At 59.2% G+C, this 18,185-nt stretch carries 17 protein-coding genes; 14 read left to right on the top strand and 3 right to left on the bottom strand.

Annotated features, from left to right (window positions below; translation table 11 throughout):
- The first annotated feature begins 158 nt into the window (after positions 1-158).
- Positions 159-1,196 (top strand): LacI family DNA-binding transcriptional regulator, encoded by a 1,038-nt coding sequence (locus QOM10_RS01185; protein ID WP_316917447.1) that lies wholly within the window; start codon positions 159-161, stop codon positions 1,194-1,196.
- A 5-nt stretch (positions 1,197-1,201) separates the two neighbouring features.
- Here QOM10_RS01185 and QOM10_RS01180 read toward each other — a convergent pair whose 3' ends face one another.
- Positions 1,202-1,603 carry a type II toxin-antitoxin system HicB family antitoxin gene (locus QOM10_RS01180; protein WP_049802102.1) on the bottom strand — a complete coding sequence of 134 codons (402 nt, stop codon included), beginning with the start codon at positions 1,601-1,603 and terminating at the stop codon, positions 1,202-1,204.
- 347 nt (positions 1,604-1,950) lie between these two features.
- On the opposite strand from QOM10_RS01180, the gene QOM10_RS01175 reads away from it, so the two are divergent.
- Positions 1,951-2,211, top strand: coding sequence for a hypothetical protein (locus QOM10_RS01175; RefSeq protein WP_127925434.1), 261 nt, complete (start codon positions 1,951-1,953; stop codon positions 2,209-2,211).
- Between the two features lie 23 nt (positions 2,212-2,234).
- On the opposite strand, the gene betT is transcribed toward QOM10_RS01175, so the two are convergent.
- Both betT and epsC read right to left on the bottom strand, forming a co-directional pair.
- Complete coding sequence (gene betT / locus QOM10_RS01170) at positions 2,235-4,196, bottom strand: choline transporter BetT (RefSeq protein ID WP_174245095.1); 1,962 nt, start codon at positions 4,194-4,196, stop codon at positions 2,235-2,237.
- A 440-nt stretch (positions 4,197-4,636) separates the two neighbouring features.
- Entirely contained in the window at positions 4,637-5,563 is a 927-nt protein-coding gene (epsC, locus tag QOM10_RS01165; RefSeq protein ID WP_016983653.1) for a serine O-acetyltransferase EpsC, read from the bottom strand.
- Between the two features lie 190 nt (positions 5,564-5,753).
- Between epsC and QOM10_RS01160 the strand changes: the two genes are divergently transcribed.
- From QOM10_RS01160 to QOM10_RS01105, 12 genes are all read left to right on the top strand, one after another.
- Positions 5,754-6,746 carry a D-cysteine desulfhydrase gene (locus tag QOM10_RS01160; protein ID WP_316917446.1) on the top strand — a complete coding sequence of 331 codons (993 nt, stop codon included), beginning with the start codon at positions 5,754-5,756 and terminating at the stop codon, positions 6,744-6,746.
- A gap of 309 nt (positions 6,747-7,055) precedes the next feature.
- Entirely contained in the window at positions 7,056-7,856 is an 801-nt protein-coding gene (gene tcyJ / locus QOM10_RS01155) for a cystine ABC transporter substrate-binding protein (protein ID WP_127925431.1), read from the top strand.
- A complete protein-coding gene (gene tcyL / locus QOM10_RS01150; RefSeq protein WP_224790092.1) occupies positions 7,856-8,572 on the top strand; it encodes a cystine ABC transporter permease in 717 nt (238 codons plus the stop codon). The genes tcyJ and tcyL overlap by 1 nt, the downstream gene beginning before the upstream one ends.
- A gap of 2 nt (positions 8,573-8,574) precedes the next feature.
- The gene (gene tcyN, locus QOM10_RS01145) at positions 8,575-9,324 is read left to right on the top strand and encodes an L-cystine ABC transporter ATP-binding protein TcyN (RefSeq protein ID WP_150775768.1); all 750 of its coding nucleotides are present in this window, start codon (positions 8,575-8,577) and stop codon (positions 9,322-9,324) included.
- 467 nt (positions 9,325-9,791) lie between these two features.
- Positions 9,792-10,556: a hypothetical protein gene (locus QOM10_RS01140; protein WP_160037818.1), complete on the top strand. Its 765-nt coding sequence runs from the start codon at positions 9,792-9,794 to the stop codon at positions 10,554-10,556.
- A 268-nt stretch (positions 10,557-10,824) separates the two neighbouring features.
- Positions 10,825-12,066, top strand: coding sequence for an SfnB family sulfur acquisition oxidoreductase (locus QOM10_RS01135; protein WP_316917445.1), 1,242 nt, complete (start codon positions 10,825-10,827; stop codon positions 12,064-12,066).
- A gap of 23 nt (positions 12,067-12,089) precedes the next feature.
- Positions 12,090-13,283 carry an SfnB family sulfur acquisition oxidoreductase gene (locus QOM10_RS01130; RefSeq protein ID WP_316917444.1) on the top strand — a complete coding sequence of 398 codons (1,194 nt, stop codon included), beginning with the start codon at positions 12,090-12,092 and terminating at the stop codon, positions 13,281-13,283.
- Positions 13,283-14,641, top strand: a complete 1,359-nt coding sequence (locus QOM10_RS01125) for an LLM class flavin-dependent oxidoreductase (protein WP_316917443.1) — start codon at positions 13,283-13,285, stop codon at positions 14,639-14,641. Before QOM10_RS01130 ends, QOM10_RS01125 begins: the two co-directional genes overlap by 1 nt.
- Before the next feature lie 119 nt (positions 14,642-14,760).
- A complete protein-coding gene (locus QOM10_RS01120) occupies positions 14,761-15,570 on the top strand; it encodes a MetQ/NlpA family ABC transporter substrate-binding protein (protein WP_316917442.1) in 810 nt (269 codons plus the stop codon).
- 2 nt (positions 15,571-15,572) lie between these two features.
- On the top strand, positions 15,573-16,694 hold the full coding sequence (locus QOM10_RS01115; protein ID WP_316917441.1) for a methionine ABC transporter ATP-binding protein: 1,122 nt from the start codon (positions 15,573-15,575) through the stop codon (positions 16,692-16,694).
- Positions 16,684-17,328: a methionine ABC transporter permease gene (locus QOM10_RS01110; RefSeq protein ID WP_316917440.1), complete on the top strand. Its 645-nt coding sequence runs from the start codon at positions 16,684-16,686 to the stop codon at positions 17,326-17,328. The genes QOM10_RS01115 and QOM10_RS01110 overlap by 11 nt, the downstream gene beginning before the upstream one ends.
- A 170-nt stretch (positions 17,329-17,498) precedes the next feature.
- The gene (locus QOM10_RS01105) at positions 17,499-18,128 is read left to right on the top strand and encodes a class I SAM-dependent methyltransferase (RefSeq protein WP_316917439.1); all 630 of its coding nucleotides are present in this window, start codon (positions 17,499-17,501) and stop codon (positions 18,126-18,128) included.
- Positions 18,129-18,185 lie beyond the last annotated feature (57 nt).

Here is an 18,185-nt window from a genome sequence, read left to right as displayed (position 1 = left end):
CAGCGCCTGAATCGGTGTCTTGGGCATTCGCTCGAGCGAGTAGCAGACAGCGCGCTTTGTTAGCGCTACCATCGACAGTATTGGCAAGCCACACATAGAGCGTCCAATACTGAAAAATTACTTTTATATGCGATTTGGTTTTTAATAAGGATCGAGCCTTGAGCGAAGAAAAACCCCGCAAACGCCGTGGCGCCGGACGCGTGACCCTGAATGCCGTCGCGCGCGAGGCCGGAGTTTCAGCGATCACCGTGTCGCGCTACTTCAACCAGCCGGAGCAGGTTTCGCCCGAGCGTCGCGAGCGGATTGCAGCGGTAGTAGCCGAGTTGGGCTATGTACCGAATCTGGTGGCCGGCGGGCTGGCCTCGGCGCGGGGCAAAATCGTTGGTATGGTCATCCCGAACATCTCCGGGCCGATCTTCGCCAATACCATTCAAGGCTTCAGCGACACGCTCAGCCGTCACGGTTATCAACTGTTGCTGGCGTCGAGTTACTTCAGCACCGAGCAGGAAGAAAATGCGGTGCGCGCGTTTCTTGGCTGGTCGCCGGCGGCGCTGGTGCTGACCAGTCACTTTCACAGTACGGGCACGGAAAAGATGATCGCCGAGGCCGATGTGCCGGTGATCGAGACGTGGGATTACCAGCCGGATCGCGAGCCGATGCAGATTGGCTTTTCGCATTTCGAGGTGGGCGTGACAGCCGCCAGATATCTGCTGGAAAAAGGCTACCAACGTATCGCCTTCGTGCAGAACAGCGCTGCGGGCGACTTCAGCGCATTGGAACGCCGCGATGGTTACGCGGCGACCTTGCGCGAATCCGGCCTGGAACCTTGGGTCTACGCCCCTGACGCTGATCGCGCACCATTCGAGGCCGGCAAACAGGCGATGGACCCCCTGATGAACGCCTCACCGCGCCCCGACGCGATCATCTTCGCCAACGACAACCTCGCCGCCGGCGGCCTGCTTGCCGGGCAACGCGCGGGTTTGAAAATCCCCGAAGACTGCGCCGTTCTTGGCTTTGGCGACTACCCGTTCGCCGAGATGCTTTTGCCGAGCCTCAGCACGATCAAACCACCGGCGCTGGAGATCGGTGTACTCGCCGCAACACGCGTGCTGGAAAGCCTTGGCGTGTTGCCGAGCGACGAGGTGCAGCGGCTGAACCTGCTGCAGTGCCAAGTGATCGAACGGGAAAGCACCTGACTTCGCTATACCGACAGTTCGCGCAAGGCGGCCGCCGCGAGAAATCCGGAACGGGATCGATAGCGCTGGTCACGGCGGACTGTCTGGTCAATACGCTCAAGCAACTGCTCCGGCAGCGTGGCGTTAAAACGCACTGACTTGCCGAAATACGGGGTGATATCAAAATCGACCACGCCCCAGATCCCTCCCGCGTAATCCGGGTTATCGAGATGAGCATCAATGTCCCGCACTTGCGGTAACGGCGCGCTGTCGGCGACCAACCCCTCATAGTGAAGCGCCAATGCCTCCTGAGTATTTTCAAACGCCTCAGCGACCGTAGTGCCTGCGGAGAAACAACCCGGGACATCCGGGATGATCACTCCGTAGTCTGAGTCGGCATCCTTGTGCAGAACGACCGGGAATTTCATAGGAAACCCATTCTTCAAGCCATTTAATGTCGGCAACTATAGGCGTAACTCTCGGGGAGTAATTCAAACGACACATCCTGAAATTGATCGTTATCTGAGAGCTAACTCTGTTCTGCGAATCGACATCGCGCACTAGCCACAAACTATCAATGGTCAGATAAAAGAGCAGTGGGCTGGATTGGCTATGCTCTAAAGAACACCGAGGTGGCCCCTTCGCGAGCAGGCTCGCTCCCACAGGGATTTCCTGTGTACATGAAATTTATGTCCAGCCGGGATCCACTGTAGGAGTGAGCCTGCTCGCGATAGCGGTCTTTCAGGCGATACCCATCCACCAGGGAGAACCCGCCATGCACACCGCCATCATCATTTTCTTCGGCCTGATCCTGCTCGCCCTGATGCTCTACATCGGCGAGCGCATCGGCTTCAGCCGCCAGACCATGGCCTACGGCTTCGCCGCGCTGTGGTTGGCGTTGACGGTGATCAATGGTGCGGTGGGGGTGGTGCATGCCGGCCAGTCCGTGGGATCGGAAATAGCCATTGGCAGTGCGGTATTCGGCGCGCCGGTGGCGGCGATGGTGTTGTTCATGGTGCTGAGCGCCGAGTCGTAAACGTCCCGGCGCCCAGCCGCCGATCAACGCACCAGATGCAGGAACTGCATGTGGCGTTCGTACTGGTCGAGGATGTCGTTGATGATCTGCTCTTTGGTGTAACCGACCAGATCGTAGTCCTGACTGCCCTCGCTCAAATGCACTTCGGCGCGGTAGTAGCGACGATTGTTGAGCTGCTTGGAACCCATGCCGCCGCGCGCGAACGATGGCGTGAAGTAGCCGCGCATCTGCACCTGATAGATGAACGGATGCGCATCACCATGGCCGATTTCGAGGCTGACGCTGTCATTCGCCGGATCCGGCTGGGTGACCACGTTGAGGCCTTTCTCGACGAACACCGCCGTCACTTCTTCAATCGCCGGGCGCACCGTGGTGTCCATGAAGCGGTACACCTCGTCACGCGACGGGAAGTGCACAGCCTGGCTCAGACGCTGACGCCAGCCACCGGTGCCGCGCCGCGAACCGGAGACCGGCGCCAGCGAATGCAACTGCGCGATCTGCTTCTGCGACTCCAGATAGAACGCCTTGTGCAGGCCCCACATCATCAGCAGCAAGATCAGCGAGAACGGCAACGAAGTCAGCACCACCGCCGATTTCAGCGCATCGATGCTGCCGGAGAACAACAGCGCGCTGGTGATCAGCGCGGTCATCGCGCCCCAGAACACCCGCAGCCATTTCGGCCCGTCTTCGTCCGGGTTGCCACCCTTGGCCGACAACGTCGAGAGCACCACGGTGCCGGAGTCGGCAGACGTGACGAAGAACACGAAGCTGATAAACACCGTCACAGCGATGACGGTTTTGCTCCACGGATAAGTTTCCAGCAGCAGGTAAATGCTCATCGACGGATTCTCGATGGCCGACATGCCCAGCGCGCTCATGCCGTGATTGAGCACTTGATCGAGCGCGCTGTTGCCGAAAATCGACATCCACGCGAGGGTGAAACCGAGCGGAATCAACAACACGCCGAAAACGAATTCGCGGATGGTGCGGCCACGGGAAATCCGTGCGATGAACAGGCCCACAAATGGCGACCATGCAATCCACCAGGCCCAGTAGAACACTGTCCAGCCACCGAGCCAGTCGCTCGGTTTGTCGTAGGCGTAGAGATCAAAACTCTTCATCGGCAAGGCGCCAAGGTAGTCGCCAAGGTTCTGGATCAAGGTGTTGAGCAGGTGCTGGGTAGGCCCGGCGAACAACACGAACAGCAGCAGCGCACAAGCCAGCAGCATGTTGATGTCGGACATCACCCGCACGCCTTTATCGACGCCAGAGACGGCCACGATGATCGCCGCGCCCATCATCAGCGTGATCAGGCCGACCTGAATCCACTGGGTGTGCGCGATGCCGAACAGGTAGTCGAGACCGGAGTTGAGGTGCAGCACCCCGAAGCCCATATCGGCACCGAGACCGAACACCGTGGCGATGATGCCGAAGCCATCCACCGCGTAACCGATGGGGCCGTTGATGCGTTTGCCAATCAGCGGGTACAGCGCCGAGCGCAAGGCCAGTGGCAGATTGTGGCGGTAGGCGAAATACGCCAGCGCCATGCCGACGAAGGCAAACACGCCCCAGCCATGCAGGCCCCAGTGCAGAAACAGAATCTGCATGGCCTGGCGCGCCGCGTCCGCCGTGCCCGCCTCGCCTTGCGGCGGTTGGAGCATGTGGGTCAGCGGCTCAGAGACGCAGAAGAAAAACAGCGTGATGCTGATCCCGGCGGCGAACAGCATGCCGGCCCAGGACAGGTAACTGAATTCGGGCTCGTCGTGGTCGGCACCGAGTTTTATCTTGCCGTAGCCGGATAAGGCGGTGACCACCACGAAGACCAGATACAGGGTCATCGCGAGCATGTAATACCAGCCGACCGTATTGGCCGCCCAGTTTTGCGCTTCCAGCAGCCAGGCGCCGGCTTGCTCAGGCATGGCGATAACAACGAGACCAAACAGCAGAATGACCGTCGCGGCGAAGTAGAACACCGGCGGATTCATGCGTACCAGACCGCTGGCGGGAGTTGACGATGCACTCATGAAACGTGCACCTCGAGGGGTTGAAACGTGGCTGAAATGATCGGACTCAGCAAAGGCAAGCCTCCTGTTGTGAGCGGGCAGCGAACCACCGGTTTAACTTGAATGAACGTTCAAGTTAAACATGGATGGGGTGGTAAGGACTAATCGCACGGCTAGATGGTAGTTTTCCTACGCTAGCTCAAGGATGGGTATGACGTGGGTTTGAGGGTATTCGTTCAATAGCCCTCTCCCAAAGGGAGAGGGGACTGATTGGGGGATATTGGGGAGATACGCCGACGTGATCCTGCTGTACCGAATCCATAATCGACTCGGTATTTCAGGTCGATGTATGACGCAAGACACTTCGGTCGGCCCCCTCTCCCTCGGGGAGAGAGCTGGGGTGAGGGTAAGCCGTTAAAGCCCTACTTCTGCGTCCCGTCATCATGCTGCAAATTCGCCTGAGTCAAATTGCACCCCGCCGGCACACTGCGCGTCAGCCACACATTGCCGCCAATGGTCGAACCCTTGCCAATGGTGATCCGCCCGAGAATCGTCGCCCCGGCATAAATCACCACATCGTCCTCAACGATCGGATGACGCGGATGGCCCTTCTGCAACTGGCCGTCTTCATCTGCCGGGAAACGCTTGGCGCCCAAGGTCACCGCCTGATAAATCCGCACGCGCTCACCAATGATCGCCGTCTCGCCGATCACCACACCCGTACCGTGATCGATGAAGAAGCTACGGCCGATCTGCGCCCCCGGATGGATATCGATACCAGTCGCCGAATGGGCGATCTCCGCACTGATCCGCGCCAGCAGCGGCAAACCCGCGCGATACAAATGATGCGCCAGACGATGGTGAATCACCGCGAGAATCCCCGGATAGCAGAGCAGCACTTCATCGACACTGCGCGCCGCCGGGTCACCGTGATAGGCCGCCAGTACATCGGTGTCGAGCAGTGTGCGCAAGCCCGGCAAGGCCAAGGCGAAGTCCTGCACGATCTGGATGGCACGAGCCTCGACTTCGGTGTCGGCCTGCGCGCTGTGGCGGGCGACGTAACGCAGTTCCAGACGGGTCTGCGCCAATAACGCATTCAGCGCCACATCCAGAGTGTGGCCGACGTAAAAATCCTCACTCTCTTCACGCAGATCCACCGGGCCGAGACGCATCGGGAACAACGCCCCACACAGTGCTTCGAGAATCTCCGCCATCGCCGCCCGCGACGGTAGCTCGCGACCACCCTGCTCGCCGGACGCCCGGCCGTTCTGTGCCCGCCACTGATCCCGCGCGCTGCGCAGTTGACTGACGATGGTCTGCAATTGCCAATGGCTGGAACGCTCGCTCACGGTAAAGACTCCTCACGGGCGGCCGGACTGTCTGGCCGCGTTAACGGCGCCTACTTTACGGCATGCTCGCGAAGGCGAATTAAGAACCGATAGTGCTGGGCTCAGTCGATTTGGCTATAAGCGATTGGCGGTTGCCCCTGCAAAAGCGCGTGCCTATAGTCCTTTCATCTTCCTCCGCCAGTACGGACCCATGATTAAACAACAGCTGGACCGCTTTGCCCGCCTCGACCTGCTCAACCACCCGACGCCGCTGGAAAAACTCGAACGGCTGTCCACCTGGCTCGGCCGCGAGGTGTACATCAAGCGCGATGACCTGACGCCGCTGGCCATGGGCGGCAACAAATTGCGCAAACTCGAATACCTCGCCGCCGACGCCTTGGCGCAAGGCGCCGACACGCTGATCACCGCCGGTGCGCTGCAGTCGAACCACGTTCGCCAGACCGCCGCACTGGCCGCCAAACTCGGCCTCGGCTGCGTGGCGCTGCTGGAAAATCCGTTGGGCACCGAGGACAGCAATTACATCGGCAACGGCAATCGCCTGTTGCTGGATCTGTTCGACACCAAGGTGGAACTGGTCGACAACCTCGACAACGCCGACGAACAACTCGCTGCCCTCGCCGTGCGTTTGCGCAGCAATGGCAAGAAACCGTATCTCGTGCCGATCGGTGGTTCGAATGCGCTCGGTGCGCTGGGCTACGTGCGCGCCGGCCTGGAACTGGCTGAGCAGATCAAGGACACCGGTCTGGATTTCGCCGCAGTGGTTCTAGCCTCCGGCAGCGCCGGAACTCACAGTGGTCTGGCCTTGGCCCTGGCTGAAGTGCTGCCGCAATTGCCGGTGATTGGCGTGACGGTTTCGCGCAGTGAAGAAAATCAGCGGCCGAAGGTTCAGGGCCTGGCGGAACGCACGGCGGATCTGCTCGGCGTCGAGCTGCCGGCCAGTTTCAAGGTCGAGTTGTGGGATGAATATTTCGGCCCGCGTTATGGCGAGCCGAATGCCGGGACGTTGGCGGCGGTGAAGTTGCTGGCGAGCCAGGAAGCGGTGTTGCTCGATCCGGTGTACACCGGCAAGGCCATGGCTGGGTTACTCGATGGTATCGGCCGTCAGCGCTTCAATGAAGGCCCGATCATCTTCCTGCACACCGGCGGCGCGCCGGCGCTATTTGCCTACAAGGATTTCCTGTAGCGAGATCGTTCCCACGCTCTGCGTGGGAATGCAGCCCGGGACGCTCTGCGTCCCTTCGAGAGCTGGAACGCGGAACGTCCCTAGAGGCATTCCCACGCAGAGCGTGGGAACGAGCTAATATTCCAATAAAGAATAACATTTCAATTATTAAGTATTTTCAAGTCTAACGAAGACATCTTATAGTCTCGCCGCAGGCGAATTTCGCGAGAGACGCATAAGCTGCTTTAAGGCAGGATAGCGCTGTCGTCGAAATCATAAATTCGCCAACTTTCCTTAGGCGTCTTCCATAAGAAAACACAGGGGCTCGTCATGAATTTTTCCGCACTACGTCGCAATCTGCTGGTGGGTTCGCTGGGCCTGGCGCTGAGCGCCGGTCTGATCGGCCAGGCAGTGGCCGGTGAACAGCTGCAACAGATCAAGGACAAAGGCGTTATCAACGTCGGCCTGGAAGGCACTTACCCACCGTTCAGCTTCGTCGATGCCGACGGCAAGCTGTCGGGTTTCGAGGTCGAGCTCTCCGAAGCACTGGCGCAAAAACTTGGCGTCAAAGCGAAGATCCAGCCGACCAAATGGGATGGCATCCTCGCCGCGCTGGAATCCAAGCGTCTGGACGTCGTGGTCAACCAGGTGACCATCTCCGACGAGCGCAAAAAGAAGTATGACTTCTCCGAGCCGTACACCGTTTCCGGTATTCAGGCGCTGGTGCTGAAGAGCAAAGAGTCCGCACTGAACATCAAGACCGCCGCTGACCTGTCCGGCAAGAAAGTCGGTGTCGGCCTGGGCACCAACTACGAACAATGGGTTCGCGCCAACGTGCCGGGCGCTGACGTCCGTACTTATGACGATGATCCGACCAAGTTCGCTGACCTGAACAACGGCCGTACTGACGCCATCCTGATCGACCGTCTGGCTGCACTGGAATACGCCAAGAAAGCCCCGAAAACCGTGGCCGCCGGCGAAGCTTTCTCGCGTCAGGAAGCCGGTGTTGCCCTGCGTAAAGGTGAGCCGGAACTGCTGGCTGCCGTGAACAAGGCCATCGACGAACTGCGTGCAGACGGCACTTTGAAGAAGCTGTCCGAGAAGTACTTCAACGCAGACGTCACTAAATAATGGAAGTTGGATTTCAATTCGAAGCGCACTTCCCGCAGTTGAGCCAGCAAATCGCCGAGACATCGGCGCTGTTGCTGGACTCCGCACCCTTTCTGCTCAAGGGCGCGTACTACACGGTAGTCCTCAGCCTCGGCGGGATGTTCTTCGGCTTGCTGCTCGGCTTTGGCCTGGCGCTGATGCGCTTGTCGCGCTTCAAATCGGTGAGCTGGCTGGCGCGCGTCTACGTGTCGTTCTTTCGCGGGACGCCGTTGCTGGTGCAACTGTTCGTGATCTATTACGGCTTCCCGCAACTGGGGATCGAACTGGATCCGCTGCCAGCGGCGCTGATCGGCTTCTCGCTGAACATGGCCGCCTACGCCTGTGAAATCCTCCGCGCCGCGATCGGTTCGATCGAACGTGGTCAGTGGGAAGCGGCTGCGAGCATCGGCATGACCCGCGCGCAAACCTTGCGCCGGGCCATCCTGCCGCAAGCGATGCGCACGGCGTTGCCGCCGCTGGGCAACAGCTTCATCTCGCTGGTCAAGGACACGGCGCTGGCCGCCACCATTCAAGTGCCGGAGCTGTTCCGTCAAGCGCAGTTGATTACCGCCCGGACTTTCGAAGTCTTCACCATGTATCTTGCCGCCGCGCTGATCTACTGGATTCTGGCCACGGTGCTCTCGCACTTCCAGAACAAGCTGGAAGAGCGGGTCAATCGGCACGACCAGGAGTCCTGAAGATGATTGTCGTGGAAAAACTGACCAAGCAATTCAAGGGTCAGGTCGTGCTTGACGGCATCGACCTGGAGGTCAAGGAAGGCGAAGTCGTCGCGATCATCGGCCCCAGCGGCTCGGGGAAAACGACGTTCCTGCGCTGCCTGAATTTCCTTGAACAACCCACCAGCGGCCGGATCAAGGTCGGCGATATCGAAATCGATACCAGCCGCCCGCTGAACCAGCAGCAGAGTCTGGTGCGCAACCTGCGCCAGCACGTTGGCTTCGTGTTTCAGAACTTCAACCTGTTCCCGCATCGCACCGCACTGGAAAACGTCATCGAAGGCCCGATCGTGGTCAAGAAGATGCCGCGCGACGAGGCAATTGCGTTGGGCAAAAAGCTGATGGCCAAGGTCGGACTCGCCGGTAAGGAAGACGCTTATCCGCGTCGTCTCTCTGGTGGTCAGCAACAGCGCGTGGCGATTGCCCGGGCGCTGGCGATGGAGCCGGAAGTGATTCTGTTCGACGAACCGACTTCGGCCCTCGACCCGGAACTGGTTGGCGAAGTACTGGCGACCATTCGCGGTCTCGCCGAAGAAAAACGCACCATGGTCATCGTTACTCACGAAATGGGCTTTGCTCGCGACGTGGCCAACCGTGTGGTGTTTTTCGACAAAGGCGTGATCGTCGAGCAAGGCGAAGCGAAAGCGTTGTTTGCCAGCCCGAAAGAAGAACGCACTCAACAGTTTCTCAGCAAGTTCCTCAATCACGCCTGAGAACTTTATTGCGTTATGGGTAACTTCCAAGGATGGAAGTCACCTTTTATAAAACTCTTCCACACATGCCCCCCTTCAGAAAAACTTATTCCCTGCGCTACCTATATATGTTCTGCAACAGATAATACCTGCCTGACCCCCGCATCACCCGACATAACAGCATTCGAATAAATCAGCGCAAAATCCCCCAAAAAGCCGCACGTTCCGTGGTCTTTTTCGCGCTAGCTCCTAGGCATACAGCCACAGCAGCGTAGGAAACTTCTGATTAATTCGTAATTCAACGATTAACTAATATCGTCTATTGACACCCCCTCCAACACACTCTTATCTAGTCGACGACCGGCACCACTTAGTTCAACAACCCCGTATTCAACTTGAATAAAAGTTAAAGTTTTATTGCCAGTTTATTCACGCCTTTTGTTCTTTCAGAAACGGACTTCGCTGCAAGGCTTCAAGGAGAGAAATCGATGACCCGTACTTCGCACACCCCCGAGCTGGCAGCGCCGATTCTCGCGCCAGCGCAAAAAACCGGCATCAATCTGGCCGCCGCCGCCCATCTGCAGATCGAGGTGTCGCCCTATCCCGAAATGGATAGCGGCGACCTCATCGAGCTGTTCTGGAATAAATGCTATGTCGCTTCCAGAGTGCTGACGACCGATGACGTCGGCACGGCAGTCAGCCTGCGGGTTCCGGAGAGTTTCATCGCCAACGGTACCGCGCGCATTCACTACCGGGTGATGCAGGTCGGTCAGGGTCCGGCGTTTTCGGCGGCGACGCGAGTGCAAGTCAAACTGGACTGCCCCGGTGGGCAGCCTTCAGCGCTGAGCGCGGATGAAAACCAGCAACTGGCTCCCGTGACAATCCCCGACGCGATTCGCCGCCAGGGCGTGAACCCGAATCAGATCAAACGCGGCGTGCCGCTGACCATCGAGCCATACCTGAACATGGCCGAGGACGACGCCATCACCTTGCGCTGGGGCGATGTACGCATGGATCTGGCGCCGATCACAGCTGCGGATGTCGGGTTGCCGATTCAGGTCTGGGTACCGCCGTCGGTGATTGTCGAAGCCGGCGAGGATCTGCGCCTGGACGTGACGTATTGCATTCTCGATCGGGTCGGCAACAACTCACGCTGGGCGCCGCCACGCACCTTGAAGATCGGCTGCGTAAATCCTTATCTGACAGTCCCTTTGAGGCAGGAACTCAAGGCAGCCGAATCGCGCAAGGACTGATGTGCTTTGCCGGTGATGGGGGTTCAGCCCCCTCACCTGAAAACGCTTAACCAATCCGACCATCACCCCTTCTATGCATATTCCTAAAAGTTAGTTTATTTAATATTTATACACGCTTAGGGTATATGAACCGGACCACCGGACATTCATTCGTTCGCCGCACTTTTGCGGCGTTTTTCATGAGATGTGAGGTAGGCAGTATGGTCCGGAACACAATCACCCCAGTGCAGATCGCCAGGGCATTGCGTGCAGCCAAGGAGCGGCACTGATGTCCAGTCTGGCAGACGCAAACGTCCAGTCGGATCTGGACATCGCCCCGTTGTTGTTGCCCGCGCAGGTCTTGCGCAACGACGCCCAAGCCATCAAGGCCGCCCATGAGCTGGCGCAAGTCGCCCGCGTGCAGGCAGCCAAACGCGACCGTCAGCGCAAGCTGCCGTGGTCGGAAATCGAACAGTTCACCCGCAGCGGATTAGGCAGCATCGCCATCCCGCGCGAATACGGTGGGCCACAAGTTTCGTTCGTCACACTGGCCGAGGTTTTTGCGATTATTTCTGCAGCCGATCCGGCACTGGGACAAATTCCGCAGAACCAGTTCGGCATCATCAATCTGGTGCTCGGCAGCGCCACCGAAGCACAGAAAAAACAGCTGCTCCAGAGCGTTCTGGAAGGCTGGCGCATCGGCAATGCCGGCCCGGAACGCGGCACCAAAAACACCCTGGAACTGAAAGCGCGAATCACCGCCGATGGCGATGATTACGTGATCAACGGCCAGAAGTTCTACTCCACTGGCGCGCTGTTTGCGCATTGGGTTGCGGTGAAAGCGCTCAACGATGACGGCAAGCAAGTATTGGCTTTCGTCCGTCGTGGCACACCGGGTTTGCGCATCGTTGATGACTGGTCGGGCTTCGGTCAGCGCACCACCGCCAGCGGCACGATTCTGCTGAACAACGTGCATGTCGAGTCGAACCTGGTGGTCGACAACTGGAAGATCAACGAAGTCCCGAATACCCAAGGTGCGGTGTCGCAGCTGATTCAAGCCGCGATAGACGCCGGCATCGCCCGTGGCGCCATCGACGACGCCATTGAGTTTGTCAAAACCCGCGCACGGCCGTGGATCGACGCCAAGGTTGAGCGCGCCAGCGATGACCTTTACGTGATCGCCGACATTGGCAAACTGAAAATCGAACTGCACGCCGCTGAAGCGCTGTTGCGCAAGGCTGGCAAAGTCCTGGATCAAGTACACGCCGCACCGCTCACTGCCGAATCCGCCGCCCGCGCCTCGATTGCTGTGGCTGAAGCGAAAGTGCTCACCACCGAGATTTCCTTGCTCGCCAGCGAGAAGCTTTTCGAACTGGCCGGCAGCCGCGCGACCCTCGCCGAATTCAATCTCGACCGCCATTGGCGTAATGCCCGCGTGCATACGTTGCACGACCCGGTGCGCTGGAAATATCACGCGGTCGGCGCCTATCGCCTCAACGGCACTCTGCCGGCTCGCCATTCCTGGATCTGACGACCAGACATCTGGAGAAACCTATGACTTTTTCCCATCACGTCGCGGTCATCACCAGCGATGAGCAAGCCCTGATCGTCGCCAGCGACCTGGCCGAAGATTTCAAACGCGACAGCGCCCTGCGCGACCGTGAACGTCGCTTGCCGCTGGCGGAACTCGATGTATTTTCCCGCTCCGGTTTGTGGGCCATCAACGTACCGAAGGAGTACGGCGGCGCTGGCGTGTCCAATGTGACGTTGGCCAAAGTCATCGCCTTGATCGCCCAGGCCGACGGCTCGCTCGGACAGATTCCGCAAAATCATTTTTATGCATTGGAAGTGCTGCGCGTAAACGGCAGCCACGCGCAAAAACAACGGCTGTACGCCGAGGTTCTCGCCGGCCAACGCTTCGGTAATGCCCTGGCAGAACTGGGCACCAAAACGGCTCACGACCGCGTCACCAGCCTTAAGCGCGACGGTGACGGCTATCGCATCAATGGTCGCAAGTTTTACTCGACCGGGGCGATTTACGCCCAGCGCATTCCGACTTCCGTGGTTGATGAAAACGGTGTGCAGCAACTTGCCTTCGTCCCGCGTGACAGCAAAGGCCTGACGGTGATCGACGACTGGAGCGGCTTCGGCCAACGCACCACCGGCAGCGGCTCGGTTGTGTTCGAAGACGTATTCGTCTCGGCTGAAGACGTGCTGCCCTTCCAGAGCGCATTTGAGCGTCCGACTACCGTTGGCCCGCTGGCGCAGATCCTTCACGCCGCCATCGACACCGGCATCGCCCGGGCTGCTTACGAGGATGCGCTGCATTTTGTGCGCAGCAAGACGCGCCCGTGGATCGATTCCGGTAACGACAAAGCTACCGAAGATCCGCTGACGTTGAAGAGCTTTGGTCACTTGAGCATTCGCCTGCACGCTACCGAAGCCCTGCTTGAGCGTGCCGGTGAGTTCCTCGATGCCGCACAAGCCGAGACCAACGCCGATACCGTTGCCGCCGCGTCGATTGCCGTTGCCGAAGCACGGGCGATCAGCACTGAAATCTCTTTGGCCGCCGGCAGCACGCTGTTCGAACTGGCCGGCAGCCAGGCGACCCTGATCGAACACGGCCTCGACCGCCACTGGCGCAACGCCCGCGTGCACACCTTGCACGACCCGGTGCGCTGGAAATATCACGCGGTGGGCAACTATTACCTCAACGATGAAAACCCTCCGTTGCGAGGGACGATCTGATGAGCGCCGCGAAAAAGAAGATCCTGCTCAACGCGTTCAACATGAACTGCATCGGCCACATCAACCATGGTCTGTGGACGCATCCGCGCGACACCTCGACGCGCTACAACACCCTCGAATACTGGACGGAACTGGCGCAGTTGCTGGAGCGCGGACTGTTCGACGGCTTGTTCATCGCCGACATCGTTGGTGTGTACGACGTCTATCAGAACTCGGTCGATGTCCCGCTGAAAGAGTCGATCCAGTTGCCGGTCAACGATCCATTGCTGCTGGTTTCAGCCATGGCCGCCGTGACCAAAAACCTTGGTTTCGGCCTGACTGCCAATCTCACCTACGAGCCGCCCTATCTGTTCGCCCGACGCATGTCCACGCTCGATCATCTGAGCCGTGGTCGCGTGGGCTGGAACATCGTCACCGGCTACCTCGACAGCGCTGCCAAAGCCATGGGCCTCAGCGAACAAGTCGAACACGACCGTCGCTACGATCAGGCCGACGAGTACCTGGAAGTGCTCTACAAGCTCTGGGAAGGCAGTTGGGAAAACGGCGCGGTGCTCAATGATCGCGAACAGCGCATCTATGCGCAGCCGCAGAAAGTGCACAAGGTCGAGCACAAGGGCGAGTTCTATCAGGTCGAGGGTTATCACCTCTGCGAGCCTTCGCCACAGCGGACGCCGGTGCTGTTTCAGGCCGGCAGTTCCGATCGCGGATTGCTCTTCGCCGGTCGTCATGCCGAATGCGTGTTCATCAGCGGCCAGAACAAGCCGTCGACCAAAGTTCAAGTCGACAAGGTCCGCGCCAGCGCGGTTGAAGCGGGGCGCAACCCTGAGGACATCAAGGTGTTCATGGGCCTCAACGTCATCGTCGGCGCGACGGAAGAAGCCGCGTGGGCCAAGCACGCTGAGTATCTGAGCTACGCCAGCGCCGAGGCCGGCGTAGCGCATTTTTCCGCGTCGACCGGCATCGACTTTTCCCAGTACGAAATCGACGAACCGATCCAGTACGTGAAGAGCAATGCGATCCAGTCGGCTACCAAGAACCTGCAGAACAACGACTGGACCCGACGCAAATTGCTCGACCAGCACGCCCTCGGTGGTCGCTACATCACCGTGGTCGGCTCGCCTCAGCACGTCGCGGATGAGCTGGAATCGTGGATCGCCGAGACCGGCCTCGACGGTTTCAATCTGACCCGGATTGTTACGCCGGAAAGTTACGTCGACTTCATTGAGCTGGTGATTCCCGAGTTGCAGCGGCGCGGGTCGTACAAGACCGCATATGACAGCGGCAGCTTGCGCGAGAAGCTGTTTCACGGTGCGGCGCAATTGCCCGAGCAACACACCGGATCGTCGTACCGGCATTAAAAGCTTCGCGAGCAGGCTCGCTCCCACATTTGGAATGCATTTCCCCTGTGGGAGCGAGCCTGCTCGCGAAGAGGCCATCCGATACACCACAAATTTATGCACTGACTGGAAAAACCATCATGACCAAAAAACGCCTGTCCCACCCAGTCAAAGCACTGGCCCTGGCCCTCGGCCTGTTCAGCTCGGCCATCTTCGCCGCCGACGCCCCACTGAAAATCGGCACCACCGCCGCCTTCGCCATCCCGCTGGAAGCCGCCGTCGAAGAAGCGTCCAAACAAGGCCTGAAAGTCGAGCTGGTGGAGTTCACCGACTGGATCGCGCCTAACGTCAGCCTCGCCGCCGGCGACATCGACGTGAACTACTTCCAGCACATTCCGTTCCTCGAAAACGCCAAAGCCGCGTCGGGTTTTGATCTGGTGCCATTCGCCCCGGGGATCATCAACAACGTCGGCCTCTACTCGAAAAAATACAAAAGCTTCGATGAGCTGCCAGAAGGCGCCAGCGTCGCCATCGCCAACGACCCGATCAACAGTGGCCGTGGTTTGCAGCTGCTGGCCAAGGCTGGTTTGATCACGCTGAAACCGGGCGTCGGCTACAAGGCTACCGAAGACGACATCGTTGCCAACCCGAAGAAAATCAAAATCCTCCAGGTCGAAGCCGTGCAATTGGTGCGCGCTTACGACGACGCCGATCTGGTCCAGGGCTACCCGGCCTACATTCGTCTGGCGAAGACCTTCGATGCCGGTTCGGCGCTGCTGTTCGACGGTCTCGACCACAAGGAATACGTGATCCAGTTCGTCATCCAGCCGAAGAGCAAAACCGACCCGCGCCTGATCAAATTCGTCGACATCTACCAGCATTCGCCGGTCGTTCGCGCGGCACTGGATAAGGCTCACGGCAAGCTGTATCAAGCCGGTTGGGAAAGCTGAGCATGACGGCCGCGATCCAACGGCGACTGGAAATTCCAGAGCCACACAATGCTGAAAAACCCGAACTGCACCCCGAGTTGAATCGCGCCCACGTACGTTTCATCGGCTTGGGTAAAACCTACAACGGCCGTCAAGGCCCGGTCGCCGCGTTGCAGGGCATCGATCTGGCCATTCAGCGCGGCGAAGTGTTCGGCATCATCGGCCGCAGCGGCGCTGGCAAGTCATCGCTGATCCGTACGATCAATCGTCTGGAACAACCAACCTCGGGGCGGGTGCTGATCGATCAGATCGACATTGGCGAGTTCGATGAAGACCGTCTTGTTGCTTTGCGCCGGCGTATCGGCATGATCTTTCAGCATTTCAATCTGATGTCGGCCAAGACCGTTTGGCAGAACGTTGAACTGCCGCTGAAAGTGGCTGGAGTACCGAAGGAACAACGCGAAAAAAAGGTTCGCGAACTGCTCGAACTGGTCGGCCTGCAAGAGAAGCACAAGGCTTATCCGGCGCAGCTTTCCGGTGGGCAGAAACAGCGCGTCGGCATCGCCCGCGCGCTGGTACATGACCCGGATATTTTGCTCTGTGACGAAGCCACTTCGGCGCTCGATCCAGAGACCACCCAGTCGATCCTCGGCCTGCTGCGCGAGATCAATAAACGCTTGGGTCTGACCATCGTTCTGATTACTCATGAGATGGCCGTAATCCGCGAAATCTGCGACCGCGTTGTCGTGCTTGAACACGGCCGGGTTGTCGAACAAGGCCCGGTGTGGGAAGTGTTCGGCAATCCGCAGCACGAGGTCAGCCAGACCTTGCTCGCGCCTCTGCAACACGCGCTGCCGGAGGAGTTGCAAAGCCGTTTGCAGAAGCAGCCGCCCTCCTCCGACGCCGCTGTGGTGCTGCGCTTGCAGTTCACCGGCAGCGCCAGTGATGAGCCGGATCTGGCCGCACTGTTCGCCGCACTGGGTGGGCGGGTGAAGCTACTGCAGGGTGGTGTGGAGCGGATTCAGGGGCATGCGTTGGGGCAATTGTTGCTGGCCGTCAGTGGTTCAGCGTTCGGAGCCGAGCAATTGCGCGAACGCGCCGCACCATGGGCGCAACGAGTGGAGGTGGTGGGTTATGTGGTTTGATCGCTTGCTGCAGGGTTTTATCGACACGTTTCTGATGGTTGGCGTGTCGTCGCTGATCGCCTTGCTGGTGGGGATTCCCATGGCAGTGATTCTGGTCACCAGCGACAAGGGCGGGATCTATGAAGCGCCGATACTCAACCGCGCCTTGGGCGCATTCGTGAACCTGTTCCGCTCGATCCCGTTCCTGATTCTGATGGTCGCGCTGATTCCGTTTACCCGGTTAATTGTAGGCACCACCTACGGTGTCTGGGCTGCCGTCGTGCCGCTGACGATTGCGGCGACGCCGTTCTTTGCGCGGATTGCCGAAGTGAGTCTGCGCGAGGTGGATCATGGCTTGATCGAGGCGGCGCAGGCGATGGGTTGTCGGCGTTGGCACATTGTCTGGCATGTGTTGTTGCCGGAGGCGCTGCCGGGGATTGTCGGCGGTTTCACGATTACGCTGGTGACGATGATCAACTCTTCGGCGATGGCCGGGGCGATTGGGGCCGGTGGGTTGGGGGATATCGCTTATCGCTACGGCTATCAGCGCTTTGACAGCCAGATCATGTTGACGGTGATTGTGTTGCTGGTGGCGTTGGTGGCGGTGATTCAGTTGGGTGGGGATCGGTTGGCGCGGGGGTTGAACAAGCGCTGAGCTCATCCGGATTCATGCCACGCCCTTGAAACCGCTTTCGCGAGCAGGCTCGCTCCCACATTTGGAATGTGTTCCCCTGTGGGAGCGAGCCTGCTCGCGAATGGCTGCGCAGCAGCCCCGAACTCGATGGCGTATATTCGGCGAATCCCAACTGCCTGCGTATCTCGACCATGAAGCAGACCCCCACCGATCTCGAACAGATCACCGCGACCACCCTCGGCCACTACAACTCGGTGGCTGAAGACTTCCGTGAAGGCACCCGCGACCACGATGTCAGCCAGAACATCGATGCGCTGCTGCGGCATATTCAGGGTTCAGCGCCGTTGACGATTCTGGATTTCGGCTGCGGGCCGGGACGGGATTTGCAGACGTTTACCCGCATGGGTCACATCGCCGTCGGGCTGGATGGTTCGCAAGAGTTTGCGCGAATGGCCCGCGAAGACAGTGGCTGTGAAGTGTTGCAGCAGGACTTTCTGAGGCTGGATCTGCCGGCCGAACGTTTCGACGGGATCTTCGCCAATGCGGTGCTTTTTCATGTGCCGTTGCAGGAATTGCCACGGGTATTGAAGCAATTGCACGGCGCGTTGAAACCGGGTGGCGTGTTGTTCAGCTCCAATCCACGTGGGGATAATCGTGAGGGCTGGAACGGGCCGCGTTATGGCTCGTATCACGATCTGGCGGCGTGGCAAGGGTTGCTGACGGACGCGGGGTTTGTCGAACTTGAGCATTACTACCGCCCGGCGGGCCTGCCGCGTGAGCAGCAGCCCTGGTTGGCGAGTGTCTGGCGTAAATCTGCATAGCCAGTTCTGACGCCTTCGCGAGCAGGCTCGCTCCCACATGTTGACCGCGTCCGCCTG

Origin of the sequence: Pseudomonas sp. P108 (assembly GCF_032613195.1) — a bacterium.
Classification (GTDB): Bacteria; Pseudomonadota; Gammaproteobacteria; order Pseudomonadales; family Pseudomonadaceae; genus Aquipseudomonas.
Note: the sequence above shows the minus strand (reverse complement) of the source record. Positions and strands in the feature narration are given on the sequence as shown.